Annotated in this window: 15 protein-coding genes; 10 read left to right on the forward strand and 5 right to left on the reverse strand. The window is 66.0% G+C overall.

All coding sequences use genetic code 11. From position 1 onward, the window contains the following. Positions 1 to 48 precede the first annotated feature (48 nt). A complete protein-coding gene (locus tag AC1DMA_RS26740; RefSeq protein ID WP_478146031.1) occupies positions 49 to 1113 on the reverse strand; it encodes a DUF72 domain-containing protein in 1065 nt (354 codons plus the stop codon). 170 nt (positions 1114 to 1283) lie between these two features. On the opposite strand from AC1DMA_RS26740, the gene AC1DMA_RS26745 reads away from it, so the two are divergent. From AC1DMA_RS26745 to AC1DMA_RS26775, 7 genes are all read left to right on the forward strand, one after another. Further along, positions 1284 to 3596 carry an FdhF/YdeP family oxidoreductase gene (locus tag AC1DMA_RS26745; RefSeq protein WP_478146069.1) on the forward strand — a complete coding sequence of 771 codons (2313 nt, stop codon included), beginning with the start codon at positions 1284 to 1286 and terminating at the stop codon, positions 3594 to 3596. A 9-nt stretch (positions 3597 to 3605) separates the two neighbouring features. Further along, entirely contained in the window at positions 3606 to 4562 is a 957-nt protein-coding gene (locus AC1DMA_RS26750; protein ID WP_478146032.1) for a cytochrome c oxidase subunit II, read from the forward strand. After that, positions 4559 to 6502 (forward strand): cytochrome c oxidase subunit I, encoded by a 1944-nt coding sequence (ctaD, locus tag AC1DMA_RS26755; protein ID WP_478146033.1) that lies wholly within the window; start codon positions 4559 to 4561, stop codon positions 6500 to 6502. The genes AC1DMA_RS26750 and ctaD overlap by 4 nt, the downstream gene beginning before the upstream one ends. Continuing rightward, a complete protein-coding gene (locus AC1DMA_RS26760) occupies positions 6499 to 7125 on the forward strand; it encodes a cytochrome c oxidase subunit 3 (protein WP_478146034.1) in 627 nt (208 codons plus the stop codon). Before ctaD ends, AC1DMA_RS26760 begins: the two co-directional genes overlap by 4 nt. Before the next feature lie 18 nt (positions 7126 to 7143). Next, positions 7144 to 8103, forward strand: coding sequence for a cytochrome c oxidase assembly protein (locus tag AC1DMA_RS26765; protein WP_478146035.1), 960 nt, complete (start codon positions 7144 to 7146; stop codon positions 8101 to 8103). Beyond that, positions 8100 to 9395 (forward strand): c-type cytochrome, encoded by a 1296-nt coding sequence (locus AC1DMA_RS26770; protein ID WP_478146036.1) that lies wholly within the window; start codon positions 8100 to 8102, stop codon positions 9393 to 9395. The genes AC1DMA_RS26765 and AC1DMA_RS26770 overlap by 4 nt, the downstream gene beginning before the upstream one ends. Before the next feature lie 148 nt (positions 9396 to 9543). Continuing rightward, entirely contained in the window at positions 9544 to 9849 is a 306-nt protein-coding gene (locus AC1DMA_RS26775) for a DUF3606 domain-containing protein (protein ID WP_478146037.1), read from the forward strand. A gap of 25 nt (positions 9850 to 9874) precedes the next feature. Here the strand turns inward: AC1DMA_RS26775 and AC1DMA_RS26780 are convergent, their stop codons facing one another. From AC1DMA_RS26780 to AC1DMA_RS26795, 4 genes are read right to left on the reverse strand one after another with little or no spacing between them, the layout of a single operon-like run. Then, positions 9875 to 11656 carry a hypothetical protein gene (locus tag AC1DMA_RS26780; protein ID WP_478146038.1) on the reverse strand — a complete coding sequence of 594 codons (1782 nt, stop codon included), beginning with the start codon at positions 11654 to 11656 and terminating at the stop codon, positions 9875 to 9877. Next, complete coding sequence (locus AC1DMA_RS26785; RefSeq protein ID WP_478146039.1) at positions 11656 to 12198, reverse strand: protein-tyrosine phosphatase family protein; 543 nt, start codon at positions 12196 to 12198, stop codon at positions 11656 to 11658. The genes AC1DMA_RS26780 and AC1DMA_RS26785 overlap by 1 nt, the downstream gene beginning before the upstream one ends. Positions 12199 to 12201: 3 nt before the next feature. Beyond that, positions 12202 to 13155: a glycoside hydrolase 5 family protein gene (locus AC1DMA_RS26790; protein ID WP_478146040.1), complete on the reverse strand. Its 954-nt coding sequence runs from the start codon at positions 13153 to 13155 to the stop codon at positions 12202 to 12204. After that, on the reverse strand, positions 13152 to 14297 hold the full coding sequence (locus AC1DMA_RS26795; RefSeq protein WP_478146041.1) for an inositol-3-phosphate synthase: 1146 nt from the start codon (positions 14295 to 14297) through the stop codon (positions 13152 to 13154). The genes AC1DMA_RS26790 and AC1DMA_RS26795 overlap by 4 nt, the downstream gene beginning before the upstream one ends. Positions 14298 to 14597: 300 nt before the next feature. Here AC1DMA_RS26795 and AC1DMA_RS26800 point away from each other — a divergent pair, with 300 nt between their 5' ends. From AC1DMA_RS26800 to AC1DMA_RS26810, 3 genes are read left to right on the forward strand one after another with little or no spacing between them, the layout of a single operon-like run. Then, entirely contained in the window at positions 14598 to 15716 is a 1119-nt protein-coding gene (locus AC1DMA_RS26800) for an NAD-dependent epimerase/dehydratase family protein (protein ID WP_478146042.1), read from the forward strand. 8 nt (positions 15717 to 15724) lie between these two features. After that, positions 15725 to 16888 (forward strand): GDP-mannose 4,6-dehydratase, encoded by a 1164-nt coding sequence (locus tag AC1DMA_RS26805; RefSeq protein ID WP_478146043.1) that lies wholly within the window; start codon positions 15725 to 15727, stop codon positions 16886 to 16888. Next, positions 16873 to 17829 carry an MDR/zinc-dependent alcohol dehydrogenase-like family protein gene (locus AC1DMA_RS26810; protein WP_478146044.1) on the forward strand — a complete coding sequence of 319 codons (957 nt, stop codon included), beginning with the start codon at positions 16873 to 16875 and terminating at the stop codon, positions 17827 to 17829. Before AC1DMA_RS26805 ends, AC1DMA_RS26810 begins: the two co-directional genes overlap by 16 nt. Position 17830: the final 1 nt, after the last annotated feature.

Raw genomic sequence — 17830 nt, forward strand, 5'->3', positions numbered from 1 at the left:
TGAGTGAGGACGCCGCCGCAGCCAAGTGCACGGCAGAAGCCGGACAAGCTACCCCAGTTTGGCGCCGACTCGCCGATGGGCCGGCCTGGACAGGCGGCCGGGATCGCGGGCCTTTACGTCCTTTACGATCTTCTCGTTTCCTCCGAAGCGAGCTTCACCAGCGGAGACGTCATTGCCAGCACGGGCGGCAAGCCGGCCGGCTGATGCACCGAGCATCTCGGCCAGCCGCATGGCGTCGTGCGGCGCGTGCGCCTTGACGTCGTTGTCGAAGTAGCAATAGACGTCGCGGCGCGCGCACTTCGGCGCCGCACGGGTGGACGCGCACCGCGCATCGGGCGGCTGGCCGCCATCGCGCCATGCCTCGATGCGGCGCGCCCATCGTGACAGCGCCTCGTCGCTGTAGCCGCTGGCGTAGAGCTGGGTATCGCCATGAAGCCGCACGTAGACGAAGTCGGCCGTGACGTCCTCGATCAGCGGAAATCGCCCGGCGGTGTCCGCCACGACAAGCGCCATGCGATGTTCGCGAAGCAGGGCGATGAACGCCGGGTCGACAAAGCTCGGATGGCGGACCTCGAGCGCATGCCGCAGCGGCCGCTCGCCCTCCGATTGCAGCCACGTGCGGCCCGCCGTGCGCTCGTCGTGCATGCGACCGAGCGCCTTCGCTTCTTCGGTGTCTTTCGGCAGCAGCGAAAGAAAAGCGCCGATCAGGTCCGCATTCCATTGCAGGGTCGGCGGCAGCTGCCAAAGAATCGGTCCGAGCTTTGCGCCGAGCGCCAGCGGTCCTGACGCGAAGAAGTTGGCGAGCGCCGTACGGACTTCCTTCAAGCGGAGAAGGTGAGTCACGTAGCGCGGGCCCTTCAGCGCGAAGACGAAATCGTCCGGCGTCCCGGATGCCCACCCCTCGTACAGCGGCGGCCGCTGCAGCGAATAGAACGAGCCGTTGATTTCCGTCGACGACAGCACGCTCCCCACATAGGCGAGTTCTTCCCGCTGCTTGAGCCCCTTGGGATAGAACGCGCCGCCACGCCACTCGGAGTAGCGCCAGCCCGAGACGCCGATGCGCAAATCGCCCGAATGCTTGGAACTCTTGGAAGGCTTCGAAGCCCTGGTCATGCGCGGACGCTGCGGCAAACCGGCAGGCACGCCCGTAGGAAGAGCGCCCACTCGTAGGTCCGCGCCTTCCGTGTCATCAGTGCCGGGACGACACAAGCCGGCAGGCCGCTCACGATGTTCGGGGGGTACGGAGTGCAGCGTGCAGCACAGCAGTCCAACCATCGGAGACCATCGTGAGTGAAGAGAAATTCGAGCACTATCGGCATCCATCGGGCGGATGGGGTTCTCTCAAGGCAGTGACCTCGCATCTTCTTCGCGAAGGTATCGCGATCGCGGGTGCCAGAGCGCTGCTGCATCAGAACAAGCCGGACGGATTCATGTGCGTGAGTTGCGCATGGGCGAAGCCGGCGGAGCCGCACCCTGCCGAGTTCTGCGAGAACGGTGCGAAGGCGACGGCCTGGGAGCTCACCTCCAAGCGGCGCACCGCTGAATTCTTTGCATCGAACACGGTCGAAAGCCTGCTCCAGATGAGCGACCACGACCTGGAAGCGGGCGGTCGCCTCACCGTCCCGATGAAGTGGGACGCGGCATCGGACCGCTACCTCGAAGTGAGCTGGGAAGACGCGTTCCAGGGTATTGGCGCCGAACTGCGTTCGCTGCGCGAGAGTTCGCCCGAATCGGTGGTCTTCTACACGTCGGGGCGGGCATCGCTGGAAGCGAGCTACATGTACCAGCTCATGGCGCGCCTCTACGGCAACAACAATCTGCCGGACAGCTCCAACATGTGCCATGAAAGCACGTCGGTCGCATTGCCTGAGAGCATCGGCGTTCCGGTGGGAACGGTCGATCTCGGCGACTTCGAGAAAACCGATGCGATCTTCTTCTTCGGCCAGAACGTCGGCGTGAGCAGTCCGCGCATGCTGCACCAGCTACAGGAAGCGCGGCGCCGCGGCGTGCCGATCATCACCTTCAACCCCCTGCGCGAACGCGGGCTCGTGAATTTCGCGAACCCTCAATCGCCCAAGGAAATGCTGACGCCGGCGGACACCACGATCAGCACGCAGTACCTCCAGCTCAAGATCGGCGGCGACATCGCTGCGCTGACGGGGCTCTGCAAGGCGGTGCTCGCAGCCGACGACCCGTCGGCCAATGGCGGCCAGGGCAGCACCGTCGACCGTGGGTTCATCGCCCAGCACACCCACGGCTTCGATGAATTCCAGCGCTTCGTCGAAGACACGAGCTGGGAGTCCATCGAGCGCGAGAGCGGCTTGCAGCGCGATGCCATCGAAGCGGCAGCACGCGTGTTCGCCAAGGCACGCGCAGTGATCGGCGTCTACGGCATGGGCCTGACGCAGCATCGAAAAGGGGTGCAGAACGTGCAGATGGTGACCAATCTGCTGCTGTTGGGTGGCCACATCGGCCGACCCGGTGCCGGCATCTGCCCCGTGCGCGGGCACTCGAACGTGCAGGGACAGCGCACGGTGGGCATTTCGGAAAAGCCTGAACTCGTGCCGCTGGACAAGCTGGCGGAACTCTACGGCTTCGAGCCGCCGCGCAAGAAGGGACTGAACACGGTCGAGACCTGCGAAGGCGTGCTCGACGGATCGGTGCGTGCCTTCGTCGGCCTTGGGGGCAATTTCGTTCGTGCGGTGCCGGATACGCGACGCATGGAAGCTGCATGGCGGCGGCTGCGCCTGACGGTCAACATCGCCACCAAGCTCAACCGGACGCATCTGGTGCATGGCGAGGTGTCGTACCTCCTGCCTTGCCTGGGCCGTATCGAGATCGATCGCCAGCGCACCGGACCGCAGACGGTATCGATGGAGGACTCGACCGGCTACTTCCATGCGTCGCACGCCGTGGCGGAGCCGGCCGCGACGACGCTTCGCTCCGAGATCGCGATCGTTGCCGGCATCGCCAAGGCAACGCTGCCGCCGAATCCTCGCGTGCCGTGGGACAACTGGGTCGAAGACTACTCGCGCATCCGCGATGCGATCGAGGCGACGTGGCCGGATGTGTTCACCGACTTCAATGCCCGCTTCGGCAAGCCGGGGGGCTTTCAACGGCCGATCTCGGCGAACAAGCATGAGTGGAAGACGCCGACCGGCAAGGCCAATTTTGTCTTGCCCGGTTCGCTCGAGGTCGACCCCGATGCGCCGGAGACCGCGCCGGACGTGCTTCGCCTCATGACCATCCGCAGCGACGACCAGTTCAACACCACGATCTACAGCCTGGACGACAGGTTCCGCGGCGTGCACGGCACGCGGCGCGTGCTGTTGATGAACCCGTTCGACATCGACCGGCTCGGCTTCGAGGAAGGCGCCATCGTCCGCGCGACGACCGCGGTGGACGACGGCGAAACGCGCGAGGTCGACGGGCTGCGCGTCACGCCCTACAACATCCCGCGCGGCTGTGCCGCCGGCTACTACCCGGAGTGCAATCCGCTTCTGCCGCTGGCCCACCATGCCGAACGCGCGAAGGTGCCTGCGGGCAAGTCGATCCCCATCCGCCTGCAAGCCGGTTCGCCAGCAGCCCACGCTTGACGAGCGGCCATGCAGGACGCGCTCGCCCCTGCCGGAGTCCAGGCCGCTCACATCTACGGACTGTGGCAGTTCACGCTCATCGTGTGCATGCTCGTCTTCGCCGGCGTGCTGCTCGCGCTGCTCGTCGCTATGCGAAAGGGCTCGTCCGCACGGCACCCTTCGCCGGTAGTGCCGAATCCCGCCAGCGCGGGCGAGCGGAGCGCAGGACGCGCCGTGCTGGCGGCGACGCTGCTGTCGTCGGCGGGGCTGGTGGTTCTGGTGGGCGCCGACATTTCCACCGATCGATCGCTGTCCCGGCTTGCGGTGGACGACGCGCTGCACATCCGCATGGTCGGGCACTCGTGGTGGTGGGAAGTGTCCTATGGCGCCGAAGGGCAGCCGCCCGATTTCAAGCTCGCCAACGAGCTGCACGTGCCGGTTGGACGTCCGGTCGTGATCGCCCTGGACAGCGTCGACGTGATCCACACCTTCTGGGTTCCGAACCTGCATGGCAAGAAGGACATGCTGCCCGGCCGGCCGACGACCATCGAGTTCAGGGCCGACAAGCCCGGCGTGTACCGCGGGCAATGCGCGGAGTTCTGCGGGCAGGAGCACGCACTGATGGCGCTCTCGGTCACCGCCGAATCGCCGGAAGACTTTGCAGCGTGGGAGGCCTCGCAGCGAGCGCCCGCCGCGCAGCCTTCTGATGCGGAGGCGCTTCGGGGCCAAGCCATCTTCATGTCGGGCACCTGCGCGCAATGCCATGCGATCAAGGGCACGTCGGCGCAAGGCGCGCTCGGACCCGACCTGACGCACCTGGCGGGCCGCACGACCATCGCGGCCGGCGCCATCGCCAACACGCCGAGCGAACTCGCCGCCTGGATCGTCGATCCCCAAGCCAAGAAGCCTGGCAGCTGGATGCCGGCGAACCCGCTCGCGCCCGACGACGTGCGCGCCCTCGTCGCCTACCTCGGTACCCTCCAATGAAGCCGGCCCAAGCGTCGATCGCCGCGCGCACGAAGCGGGTCGACGGCGAGGATTCGCCCGAAATCGCCGCAGCGCTGATGAATGCATGGCGCGATCCGCCTGGCTGGCGGGGTGTGCTGTCCGCCATCGACCACAAGACCCTGGGCCGGCGCCTCATGCTGACCACCTTCGCCTTTTTTCTGATTGCGGGGCTGCTGGCGCTGGCGATGCGTACGCAGCTCGCAAGGCCCGGCCTGCGCCTCATGAGCCCCGACGTCTACAACCAGCTCTTCACGGTGCACGGCTCCACGATGATGTTTCTCTTCGCGGTGCCCGTCATGCAAGCGGTGGCTGTCTACCTCGTGCCCTTGATGATCGGTGCGCGGTCCATCGCCTTCCCGCGCATGAACGCCTATGCCTATTGGGTGTTCCTCTTCGGCGGGATCTTTCTCTATGCGGGTCTCGTGTTCGGCAACGGACCGAACACGGGCTGGTTCAGCTACGTCCCGCTGTCCTCGGGCGACTACTCGCCGAGCAAGGGACCCGACATCTGGGCGCAGATGATCACCTTCACCGAGCTGTCGAGCCTGCTGGTCGCGGTCGTGCTCATCACCACCATCTTCAAGATGCGGGCGCCGGGCATGACGCTCGGACGCATGCCGCTCTTCGTATGGGCCACGCTGGTGACGCAGTTCATGGTGCTGTTCGCGATGCCGGCCGTGATGCTGGCGAGCACGTCTCTCATCCTCGACCGCCTGGTCGGCACGCAGTTCTTCAGCCCGCAGCGCGGCGGCGACGTGCTGTTGTGGCAGCACCTGTTCTGGTTCTTCGGTCATCCCGAGGTCTACCTGATCTTCATCCCGCCGCTGGGTTTCATCTCCACCATCATCGCGACCTTCTCGGGGCGGCCGATCTTTGGCTACACGGCCATGGTGCTCGCGCTGATCGCGACGGGGTTCCTGGCGTTCAGCCTGTGGGTCCACCACATGTTCGCCACCAACCTGCCGGAACTCGGCAAGGCCTTCTTTACCGCTTCGAGCCTGTCCATTGCCGTTCCTTCCGCAGTGCAGATCTTCTGCTGGATCGCGACGCTGTGGCACGGGCGCGTGCGGCTTGCGACGCCCCTGTATTTCGTCCTCGCCTTTTTCTTCATCCTCGTGCTGGGCGGGTTGACGGGCCTGATGCTCGGATCGGTTTCCATCGATCTGCAGGTGCACGACACCTACTTCGTCGTCGCCCATCTGCATTACGTGCTGTTCGGCGGCGGGGTGTTTCCGCTCTTCGGGGCGTTCTATTACTGGTTTCCGAAGTTCAGCGGGCGCATGCTGAACGAGAAAGCAGGCCTCTGGCATTTCTGGCTCTTCTTCGTCGGCTTCAACCTCACCTTCTTTCCGATGCATCTGCTGGGTCTGTGGGGCATGCCGCGCCGCGTCTGGACCTATCCCGAAGGCATGGGCTGGGACTCGCTGAACCTCATGGCAACGATCGGTGCCTGGACCATCGGACTCAGCGTGGCGACCTTCCTCGGCAATGTCGCCTGGAGCCTGTGGCGGGGCCGCGTGGCCGGACCGAACCCTTGGGGCGCCTCGACGCTGGAGTGGCTGGCCGCCAGCCCGCCGCGCCCGCACAACTTCAACGTCATTCCCGTGGTCCAGTCCGCGGAACCGCTCTGGGAGCCGAACGGAATACCGTCGACCGTGAGCGGGCTCGCGACCGACGCGCGAGAGGTCCTGGTCACCAGCGTGATCGAGGCGCATCCTGAAAACCGCCCGCTCTTCCCCATGCCCACGGCGTGGCCCTTCTGGAGTGCCGTCGCCACGACCGTGCTTTTCGTCGGATCGGTCTTCACGCCTTGGGCGGTCGTCTGGGCCGCCTTCCCGCTGACGGCGGTCCTGATCGCCTGGTTCTGGCCCAACAAGAGAGAAAACGCCCATGCCGTGGCGCTGGAGCAGAGGCCGTGAGCGTGCCCGGCGCGACGCTCCCTGCCACGCCCGGTGCAAGGCTCGAAGTCGGTCATCTGCCGACCTATGGCTTCGGTACCCGGAGCCTGATGTTCTGGGGCACCCTCGGACTGATGCTGATCGAAGGCACCGTCTTCGGGCTCGGCGTGATGACGTATTTCTACCTGTGGGGCGTTTCGCCCCAATGGCCGCTCGGAGCAGCACCGCCGCGCCTCTTGTGGGGCACGATCAACACGGTGCTGCTCTTCGTGAGCATGTGGCCCAACGAACTCGCCAGGCGCGCCGCCAATGCCGAGAACCGGCGCGTGGCACGGCGCTGGCTGGTGGTGTGCGCCTTGTTCGCGATCGCCTTCCTGGCCGTACGCGCGCTGGAGTTCGGCGCGCTCAACATATCGTGGGACGCCAATGCCTACGGCTCCGTCATCTGGGTCCTGCTGGGGCTGCATACGACGCACCTGATCACCGACCTTGTCGATACGGTCGTGCTGGGCGTCCTGCTCTTCACCGGCCCCTTCGAAGGCAAGCGGTTCAGCGACGTGAGCGAGAACGCGGTGTACTGGTATTTCGTCGTGGCGAGCTGGCTGCCGATCTATGCGGTCATCTACCTGGCGCCCCTGTTCTGACGACGAAGGGGCTCGAACGTGATCCGCTCGATCCGCTTGCGACATCTCCCGGCAGCAGGATTCGCACTCTGTGGCGCATCGCTGGCGCATGCACACATCGGCGGGGCGACGACTGTCGCATGGGCACCTTCATGGAACTTCGAACTCGGTGTGAGTCTGCCGCTGCTGATCTCGGCCCTGCTGTATGCGGCCGGGCACCGGACACTCCTGCAGCGTGCGAGATCAAGCCGCGCGATCCTGAAACGGCAGGCGGTTGCCTTCGCCGCAGGATGGATCGCATTGGTCGCCGCGCTCCTGTCGCCGCTGGACGCGTTGGGCGGCGCTCTTTTTTCGGCGCACATGGTGCAGCATGAATTGATGATGATCGTGGCGGCGCCGTTGCTGGTCATCGGCCGTCCGCTGCTCACGATGCTGTGGGCGTTTCCCGCGCGCGGACGAACGCTCATCGGCAAGGCAATGCGCTCCGGCGGCGTTCGTGGCACATGGCGGTTCATCACGCGGGCGAGCGTCGCCTGGGTCCTGCATGCGGCAGCGCTTTGGCTCTGGCATGCACCGCGCCTGTTCGAGGCGGCCCTGGCTGACCCCGCGATACACGCGTTGCAGCATGCGAGCTTTCTGGGCAGTGCGCTGCTGTTCTGGTGGACGATCTTCGGAGCGCATGCACGAAACCTCAACGGCGACGGCAACGGCAACGGCAGCAACGGCGGTGCGGCCATGCTCTCGCTGTTCACGACCATGGCCCATACCGGCGCGCTCGGCGCGCTGCTGACGCTGGCACCGGCGCTCTGGTATCCGTCATACATCGAGTCGGCCACCGCATGGGGCTTCGATCCGCTCCAGGACCAGCAACTCGGTGGCCTGGTCATGTGGGTGCCGGGCGGCCTTGCATACCTCGTCGGCGGGCTGGTGGTGGCTGCGCAACGCCTGCTGCAGCGCGACGGGCGTCCCTTGGTGCCAGGTACCGGCGCGGGACCATGAAACGGCAACCACGTCGCCTTGCCCTTGCTTGCGCCGCGATGGCGGCCCTGCAGTGCGCAGCGGCGCCGCCATCGCTATCCCCGTCCCCATCCGCTCTGCGCGACCAAGGCGAGTACCTCGCGCTGGTCGCTGGCTGCGCGTCTTGCCATACCGATCCGAATGGCGGCCGCCCCTTCGCGGGCGCACGCAGTGTTCCGTCCCCCTTCGGCCCGATCGTGACCACGAACATCACGCCCGACAAGGAGGCCGGCATCGGACGCTACACCTTCGCCGATTTCGAGCGGGCCCTTCGCGACGGCGTCACGCCCAGCGGCCGCCGCCTCTATCCGGCCATGCCGTACACGGCCTACACGAAGATGCGCGAAGAAGACCTCCAGGCGCTCTACGTCTATCTGATGGAAGGCGTCGAGCCGGTGCCCGTGAAGCCACCCGAGACGAAGCTGCCTTTCCCGTTCAACCAGCGCTGGATGCTGCGCCTCTGGCAGCTTGCGTTCCTCAAGAAGGGCGTCTATGAGCCAGAGCCCGGCAGGGATGCCGCCTGGAACCGCGGCGCCTACCTGGTGCAGTCCACCGCGCATTGCGGCAGCTGCCACACGCCACGCGGAATGGGCTACCAGGAGCGCGGCGAGAACGAGTCGTCGAGCCAGTTCCTTGCGGGCACCGTCACCAATGATTGGTTCGCGCCCAACCTGACGGGCGACTCCGGTGCCGGCCTCGGGCGCATCGACCAGCAAGCGGTCGCCTCCTTCCTGAAGAACGGCAAGGGCGGCGGGCTGGTCGCCTACGGGACCATGGCCGAAACGGTGAACGAATCGCTGCGCTATCTCAGCGAAGAAGACGCCAACGCCATCGCGGGCTACCTGAAATCATTGCCGGCGCAGCAGCCTTCGGGCCAGTACGAGCCCAAGCCGGAGCGTGAGCAGTGGGCAGAAAAGGGCAATCACACCGCAGGCACCCAGTCCGTGGGTGCGGCGGTCTACGCCGGCTTCTGTGCGCAATGCCACCAGCAGGAAGGCGGGGGGCTGCCGCCGGGCATACCGCGCCTGGCGGGCAATCCCAGCGTGCTGGGCAAGGACACGACATCCCTCATCCGTCTGGTGCTCGAAGGCGGACGTGCGGCACAAACGACGGATGAGCCGCCCTCGGAGATGCCTTCGTTCAACCGCACGCTGAACGACGTGCAGATCGCGCAGGTTCTCACCCACATCCGAACGAACTGGGGGAATGACGCGCGCCCGGTGTCGTCCGGCGACGTCGCGAAGCTGCGCCGCAAGCTCAAGCGGCCGCCGTGAGCCTGGCCCGGTGCTTTCGCCGCATTCGCAGCATTCGCAACATTTGCAGCATCGACCGCTGAAGCGTCCTACAAGCCCGCCAGAGTGCCACGCACATCGATGGGCCGGGGCACTGCATAGCTTTGCATCTGCATCACAGGAGATGACGATGGCACCCGCTTCCAAAGAGCCCGCAGCGCCGGCGAACCCGAATGGTCCGCCGCTGAGCAAAGTCATGCCCACAAAAGCGGAGGCGCGGGCCTCGGGGCTGGAGGGCGCCGGGCCGGTGCAGAAAGTCGATCTGGATTCGCCCGAGAACGTCAACCGGTGGCTGCGCGAACTCGACGTCACGCGCGATCAGCTCGAAGCAGCGGTGAAGGCGGTCGGCACGAGTGCGACAGAGGTCGAGATGTACCTGAAGGGCAGCCGCTCTTCGACCAATGCCGATCAGTTGACCGGCAAGCCTGGCCCCTGAGGCGAGGCCCTGGCTTCGAGCCCCGTCAGAGCGCCCCCTTGGCAATCCACCGCGTCAACCCAGCTTCGTAGCGCGCCCGCGCGGCTTCGAGCGGTGGCCGGTCATCGGCTTCCCGTGAGTCGTCGAGCGCCATCCGGAAGTAGCCCATCTGAAATGCCAGATAGCACGGCTTGAGAAATCGAAGGAGGTCCTCGTCCAGGCGAACGCCTGCCGCACGCAGCTGCCCGATCAGCGTCAGCTCTTCTTTGTCGGACAGCGACAACTCCACAGTCGCGCCCGCAATGTCCCACGCGACATCCTGGCAACCGACCAGATCGTGCGCCGCGTGGTGGTCGACGGCATCTGTCTTGAGAAAGCGGTCTTCCTGCATCAGCCACTCCCATGCATGCAAACGGCTGTCGGTCTCGATCGGCATCACACGCGCCTGGAGCGAGGCAGCAAGAGACTCCCTGGCTTGCCAGGCCGTGGCCGCCGTGGCCGCCGTGGCTCCGAGGGCCTCTTGCGTGTTGTGGCGCGCCATGGCTTGCAATTGAACCAGCGAAGCGCCACGGCCGCTCGGAGCCGGGAAACGCAGGGCGCGATAAGCAAGATAAGCACCCAGGTGCGCGACGAACCGCGAGCGCAATGGCGGGGCCAACTGCGTTGGCAGCGGCCGCATGTCGTCGCGCCAGCGCTCGACGAGAAAGCCGTGACAGAAGGCCACCGGCTCGGGACAGAAGCCCGCTGCGGCGAGCGCACTCGCACGCTCGAACGCATGCGCCCCGCGTCGGCCGAGGCCGGCGAACTTGACGAGCCATCGCCGCCCCGACGCATGCGCCAGGAATTTGCGGCGCTCCTGCCATGGATGTGCGGGCGGTCGCGAGGCGGCCGTTGGCTGCAGCTTGCGCCACGCGCCGTTGCCGATGTCTTGCAGCGGTTCATCGAGCGGCCCCAGTGCTTGCGCAATCCAGTTCGACAGCCGATGGGCCGGATCGTCTGCCTCCAGCACCGACGCGTCGAAGCCCGAAACCCACTGGGGCGCCTGCGCCCAAAGCCGACGCACCTCATCGCTCGCATGGGCGCCGGGTCCGTTGCCGTGGCTCGGAAAGAGATGAAGCTGGTCCGGCCGAACTCCCGAGCCCGCGCCCGCCAGCCATCGGATCGCCGCCGCCATCGAAGAGCCTGAAAGGCCCGGCCCCTCATCGACAATCGCAAAGCGGCATCCGCCGGGAAGGCGCGCAGGAGCTTCGGCTTCGATGCGGCGCTCGAACGGCGGGCCGGTCGGCCGCAACGTCAGCGGCAGCGGCGCACCGAGTCCGATCGCGACCATTGCCGACAGGCTGGTGCCGATGCTGCGGAGGCCGATCACGCGCCACGGCGCCGCAGGGTCCGAGACTGAAGCTCGGCAGCGCAGTGCGGCCTGCAGATAGCTCTCCGGATAGAGCGCATAGAAGGCGTAGCCCTCCGGCGTGCGCATCTCGAGCCATTGGTCCCTTGTCGCGTGGTCGCAGGCGCGAAGCTCGAGCCACGGCAGCGTTGCGGTTTGCGCAAAGCTGCAGTTCCACGACACGGCGCAACAGTGCGCCAGGGCCATCACCAGGCGCATCGCCGTCACTTCCTCGACGCCCGCGGCGTCGACGCCGGAGCGCTCGAAATGCGCATCGGCGAAGCCCTGCGCGAGCATGCCGGCATCGATGAGCAAACCCGTGAGCCGGCCATGGCGCTCCAGTCCGGGTGCCGTCGTATCGACTTGCCGCATGGCGAGCCGAAGCCGCGCGAGCGCCGTGGTCGCGGGCTCCCGCTGTACGGCATCGCCGTAGACCAGCATCACTCCGCCGAAGGAAAGGACCGATAGGCGATGCGCTCGAAAGCCTCGAAGGTCGGGATCGACCACGCCACGACACGGCCGCGGCGATAGTCCTCGAGCCACCGAACCCAGCACTCGAATTGCGCAGGGGAAGGCGAGATGACCGCGCGGCGCTTCTTCGCGAGGGCAAGCGCATCCAGGGGCGTCGCGCCATGGGCGACCAGCACGCAGAGCGCGAGCGTTGCCGAACGGCCGATGCCGTGCTCGCAATGAATCAGTACGCGGCGCCCCGCATCCATCCATTGCGTCGCGAACCGCACGCCGTGCGCGAGATGGGTCGATTCGATCGCGCACGCGTCCTCGGTCGGCAGATGCAGCAATACGATGCCATGGCTGCGCAGCAGATGCTCGTCGTCCCTGGCTTCCAGGCGCAGGTCGACGACGGCCTCGATGCCGTGCTCACCGGCGAGCCGGTCGACGTGCCGATGATCGAAGCTGCCGCCGACCGCCAGCTGGTCGGTGATCCAGCTGAAGGTGGGCTTCCATTGCGCAACGCGCGTCATGGCTCATGCCATCGAACGAGCGGACACTGCCGGATCGACGCGCACCGGCAGGGGGGTGCGCGCGAAGCTGCCCGGCGCATAGCGGCGCACCATGCGTGCGCAGAACTCGGCGTATTCGCCAACATCCAGCGGCGGGCTCGTGTGATGCGGTGCCTTGCCGCGATGCTCTGGCGTGAAGCAGAAGGTGAGCGTGACGTCGAAGGGCTCCAGCAGCCGCATCTGCCGGTCGAACCATCGATCGGCGTCCGGGCGAAAGCTGTCGGCCCAGCTCAGGCCGGTGCGCAAATGGCGAACGCCGAGCTGACGCAGCCATAGGACGGCGTCTTCGATGCGTGGGTCCTCGAAGTGGAACCACTGGCAGATGCCGAGCGCGGGCGCATAGTCGCTGAAGAGGCGACAGGCGAGCTTGGGCGTGCCGTCCTCGCGCAACAGGCCCATGTGGAAATGCCGGTAGTAGCTCGACCCTTCCGCCTCACGATGGCGGGTGGTCGCGGGCCACGCCTTCGGAAGATCGTAGAGCGAATACCAGTGAACACGCGGGACGCGGCCGATCAGCAGTTCCGCCGAACGCGAGAGGCCGAACACCTGCACTTCCTCGGCGCCGAAGCTCGAAACCCCCACTTCGGTGACCCACACCGGCATGTTCGCGACAGCTTCGATCTCGGCGATGCGCGAGGGCCATTCATCGATTTGCCAGTTGTTCCAATCCAGCGGAAAGCCGTGCACAGCCACCGCATCCATGAGATCGAGAACGCCATCGTTGCGCAACCGCTCGATGAAGTGCGGATCGATCGGCGAGATGCCGCCCAGGACGCGGACCATCTCGGGGTTCTCCGAGCGCACCGCCATGGCTGCCTCTCGCGCCATGCAGCCGAACTGCGTCCACTCGGGATCGAGCTCCAGATCCCAGTGCGATTTATTGTTGGGCTCGTTCCAGAACTTGACGGCTTCGATCATTTCCGCTGCTCCGAGGGGTCGACCGCCACGTTAACGGCTGGCGCAGGGCGAGGTTCAGGCGGCCCCATCGCTTCGGCATCGCCCCTGATGAAGGCTTCCACCAGCTCGCGCGCTTCGTCATCGGTGAACTGCTGCGGCGGCGACTTCATGAAGTAGCTCGAAGGCGCCAGCACCGGCCCGCCGATGCCGCGATCCTTTGCCAGCTTGGCGCAGCGGATGGCATCGATCACCACGCCCGCCGAGTTGGGCGAGTCCCACACCTCCAGCTTGACTTCGCACTGCAGCGGGACGTTGCCGAAGGTCGTGCCCTCCATGCGGATGTAGCACCACTTGCGATCTTCGAGCCACGGCACGTGGTCGCTCGGACCCACGTGCACGTCCGCAGCCTTCATCGGATTGCCGAGCTGGCTGGTGACGGCCTGCGTCTTCGAGATCTTCTTGGATTCGAGGCGCTCGCGCTCCAGCATGTTGAGGAAGTCGGTGTTGCCGCCAAAGTTGAGCTGATAGGTGCGATCCAGCCGAACTCCGCGCTTGCGAAAAAGATCGGTGAGGATGCGATGCACGATGGTCGCGCCGACCTGCGACTTGATGTCGTCGCCAATGACCGGCAATCCGCGATCCGCAAAGCGCCGCTGCCAGACAGGATCCGACGCGATGAACACCGGCATGCAGTTCACGAAGGCGCAGCCGGCGTCGAGCGCCTGTTGCGCATACCAGCGCGCTGCCTTCTCCGAGCCCACTGGCAGATAGGAGACGACGACATCCGTCCGCGTCTTCCTCAGGACTTCAGCCACGTCCACTGCGGGGCGGCGCGCGATGGGGACCACGCCCTTGAGATAGCGGCCGATGCCGTCATGGGTGGCTCCGCGTTGCACGTCCACGCCGATCCGCGCAACGTCGGCAAAGCGGATCGTGTTGTTGGGCGGCGCGAAGATCGCTTCGCCGAGATCGCGGCCCACCTTGTGCGCGCTCACGTCGAAGGCCGCGCTGAATTCAATGGCGCCCGCGTGATAGCCCGCGAGATCGACGTGCATCAAGCCGGGCACGAAATCGCCTGCGGCACCTTGATAGAACGTCACGCCCTGCACGAGCGAGGAAGCGCAGTTGCCCACGCCGACGATGGCAACCCGAACCTTCTTCATGGCTGAACCCTTTGTTGTTCGATCGCCGCTGTGTCAAAGCAGCAGTGTCGCGGAGCGCGACGAAACCAAATCTACAGCCGTTGGTTTCGAAGCGCCTCAGGAAAGTTGCTTGTTTAAGGCGAAACCAACTCAGCCGTGACGTAACCGCGTTTTCTTCCTACGCCTCGATCGGCGCGCTCGTACAAAGCGCTGGATTTCGAATGCAGCAACTTTGATCCATCGCGCAACGCGACCAGAACAACGCAAGAAGCAACGACGAAGCAACGAACGAACAACGAAGAAACACGAAGAAAGGGTCTCATGGCACAGCACGTACTCATCACCGGCGGCGCCGGCTTCATCGGCTCGCACGTCGCGGACGAACTCCTCTCGCACGGTTATCGCGTTCGCGCGCTGGACACGCTCGCGTCGCAAGTGCATGGCGAGCGCCCTCGACGTCCGAGCTACCTGGACCCGGAAGTCGAGTTGATGCAAGGTGACGTGTGCGACCCGGCCCTCGTCCGCAAGGCGCTCGAAGGCGTCGACGCGGTCTATCACTTCGCCTCGGCGGTGGGGGTCGGCCAAAGCATGTACCAGGTCGCGCACTACACGCGCGCCAACAACCTCGGGACTGCGGTGCTGCTCGAGGCGCTGATCGAGCGCCCCGTCGCTCAACTGCTGGTGGCTTCGAGCATGAGTGTCTATGGCGAAGGGCTCTATCGCACGCGCGAAGGCGAGGTCCGCGTGGTGGGGGAGCGCTCGTTCGATCAACTGCGCCGCGGCGACTGGGAACTGCACGACGCCGAAGGGCATGTGCTGTCACCTGCGCCGACGCCTGAAGACAAGCCGCCGGCACTTGCCTCCGTGTATGCGCTGTCGAAGTTCGATCAGGAACGCATGTGCCTGATGATCGGCCGGGCCTTCGGCTTCAAGACGGTCGGCTTGCGATTCTTCAACGCCTATGGGCCGCGCCAGGCACTGTCGAATCCCTACACGGGCGTGCTGGCGATCTTCGCGTCGCGCCTGCTCAACGACAGTCCGCCGCTGATCTTCGAAGACGGCCAGCAGCAGCGCGACTTCGTGAGCGTGTATGACATCGCGCGCGCCTGCAGGCTTGCGCTTGAAACGCCTGCAGCAGCGGGCGAGGTCTTCAACGTGGGCAGCGGCAAGCCGAGCTCGGTCGTGGAGATCGCCCGCCGGCTGGCGGAGGTCGTGGGCAAGGAGCATGTGCATCCCGAGGTGACCGGCAAGTACCGTGTGGGAGACATCCGCCATTGCTACGCCGACATCCGCCGTGCACGCGAAGTCCTGGGCTATGAGCCACAGGTCGATCTGCAGGAAGGCTTGTCGGAGTTGGCGGCATGGCTCGAGGGCCAGGCGGCGGTGGACCACGTCGTTCGGGCTCGTGACGAACTCACCGCCCGGGGGTTGGCGCTATGACGAGTCGCGTGACCCGAACGCATGGCGTGAACGGCAACCACGCAGCAGGACCGCGCAAGGCGCAATCCATCCGCTTCGGCCGCGATGAAGACCTGACGCTCATTACGGGCGGCGCCGGGTTCATCGGCTCCAACCTGGCGCATCGCCTGATGAGCGAGCGCAGGACGGTGCTGGTCTACGACAACCTTTCGAGGCCCGGCGTGGAGGCCAATCTCGAATGGCTCAGGCAGCAACATGGCGAGCGCCTTTCGGTGATGGTCGAAGACGTGCGCGACGCCGAAGCGGTGCGATGGGCCGTGGGCAGGGCGCAGCGGATTTTTCATTTCGCTGCGCAGGTCGCTGTGACCACCAGCCTCGTCGACCCGATGGAAGACTTCGGGGTCAATGCACTGGGAACGCTCAATGTGCTGGAAGCCGCGCGTGCTCAGCCCCGCGCGCCTTCGATCGTGCTGACGTCGACGAACAAGGTCTACGGTGGGCTCGACGACGTGGCCCTGGAGTTGAGCGGGCAACGCTACGCGCCTGCTTCACCCGAGACGCTGGCGCATGGCATTTCGGAAGACAGGCCGCTCGATTTCCATAGCCCCTACGGATGCTCGAAGGGAACGGCGGACCAGTACGTTCACGACTATGCGCGCAGCTTCGGCCTGCGCACCGTGGTGTTCCGGATGAGCTGCATCTACGGCCAGCGGCAGTTCGGCACGGAAGATCAGGGCTGGGTCGCCCACTTCCTGCTGCGCGCATTGCGTCGCGAGCCGATCACGATCTTCGGCGACGGCAGGCAGGTGCGAGACATCCTGCACGTCGACGACCTCGTGAACGCGATGGTTCTTGCCGACGAGCATATGGAGCGGCTTTCGGGACAGGCTTTCAACATGGGCGGCGGGGTGGACAACGTCATCAGCTTGCTGGACCTGCTCGATCGCATCGAGGCGATCGACGGCACGCGGCCGAAGGTGGACTTCGATGCCTGGCGAGTGGGCGACCAGCGCTACTACGTCTCGGACACCCGGCGCTTCCAGCGGGCGACGGGCTGGCGTCCGCAGACGAGTGCCGACCACGGCATCGAGCGACTCTACGCATGGCTGCGCGAGATGCGGCGAACGTCCGTCTCGGCTCCAGCGGGGGAGTCCCTGATCGCCGAGGGAGATGCCAAGTGCTTGCGGGCGTGATCGCCTCGCCGGGCCACGTACTGCTCAAGCACGTGCCACGGCCTGAGGCCGGTCCAGGCCAGGTCCTTCTGCGGCTCGAAGGTTCGGGCGTTTGCGCATCGAGCATTCCGCTCTGGGAAGGCCGGGAATGGTTTCAGTACCCGCAGGCCGCGGGCGCGCCGGGTCACGAGGGCTGGGGCCGCGTGGAGGCATGCGGGGAGGGCGTCACCCAAGTGCGCGTCGGCCAGCGCGTGGCCGCGCTCAGCTACTGCGCCCACGCCGAGTACGACGTGGCCGATGCAAGCGCCGTGGTGCCGCTGCCGCCCATGCTCGACGGCATGCCGGTGCCCGGTGAGCCGCTGGGTTGCGCCTTCAACATCTTCCGGCGCAGCGGCATTGCCGCCGGACAGACGGTCGCGATCGTTGGCATCGGCTTTCTCGGCGCATTGCTCACGCGAATGGCCTCCAGCGCGGGTGCACGCGTGATCGCCATCTCCCGAAGGTCCTTTGCGCTGGACATCGCGAGGGCCTGCGGCGCGCAAGAAGCCGTCGAGATGAACGACCACTGGCGCGTCATCGAACAGGTCAAGCGCCTCACCGATGGGCATTTGTGCGAGCGCGTGATCGAAGCCGTCGGGCTGCAGGCGCCGCTCGATCTGGCAGGCGAACTCACCGCCGAAGGCGGACGGCTGGTGATTGCCGGCTATCACCAGGACGGAACAAGACAGGTGAACATGCAGCTCTGGAACTGGCGAGGCATCGATGTCATCAATGCGCACGAGCGTGACCCCGCGCGCGCGATCGTGGGCATCCGCGGCGCCGTGGACATGCTGTGCTCGGGCGTGTTCGACACCTTGCCGCTCATCACGCATCGTGTGGGCCTCGATGAATTGGGCAGCGCCCTCGCCATGACACGCGACCGGCCCGACGGCTTCCTCAAGGCCGTCGTCACGACCGGCTGAG

The organism is Variovorax sp. 05N34, from assembly GCF_056397405.1.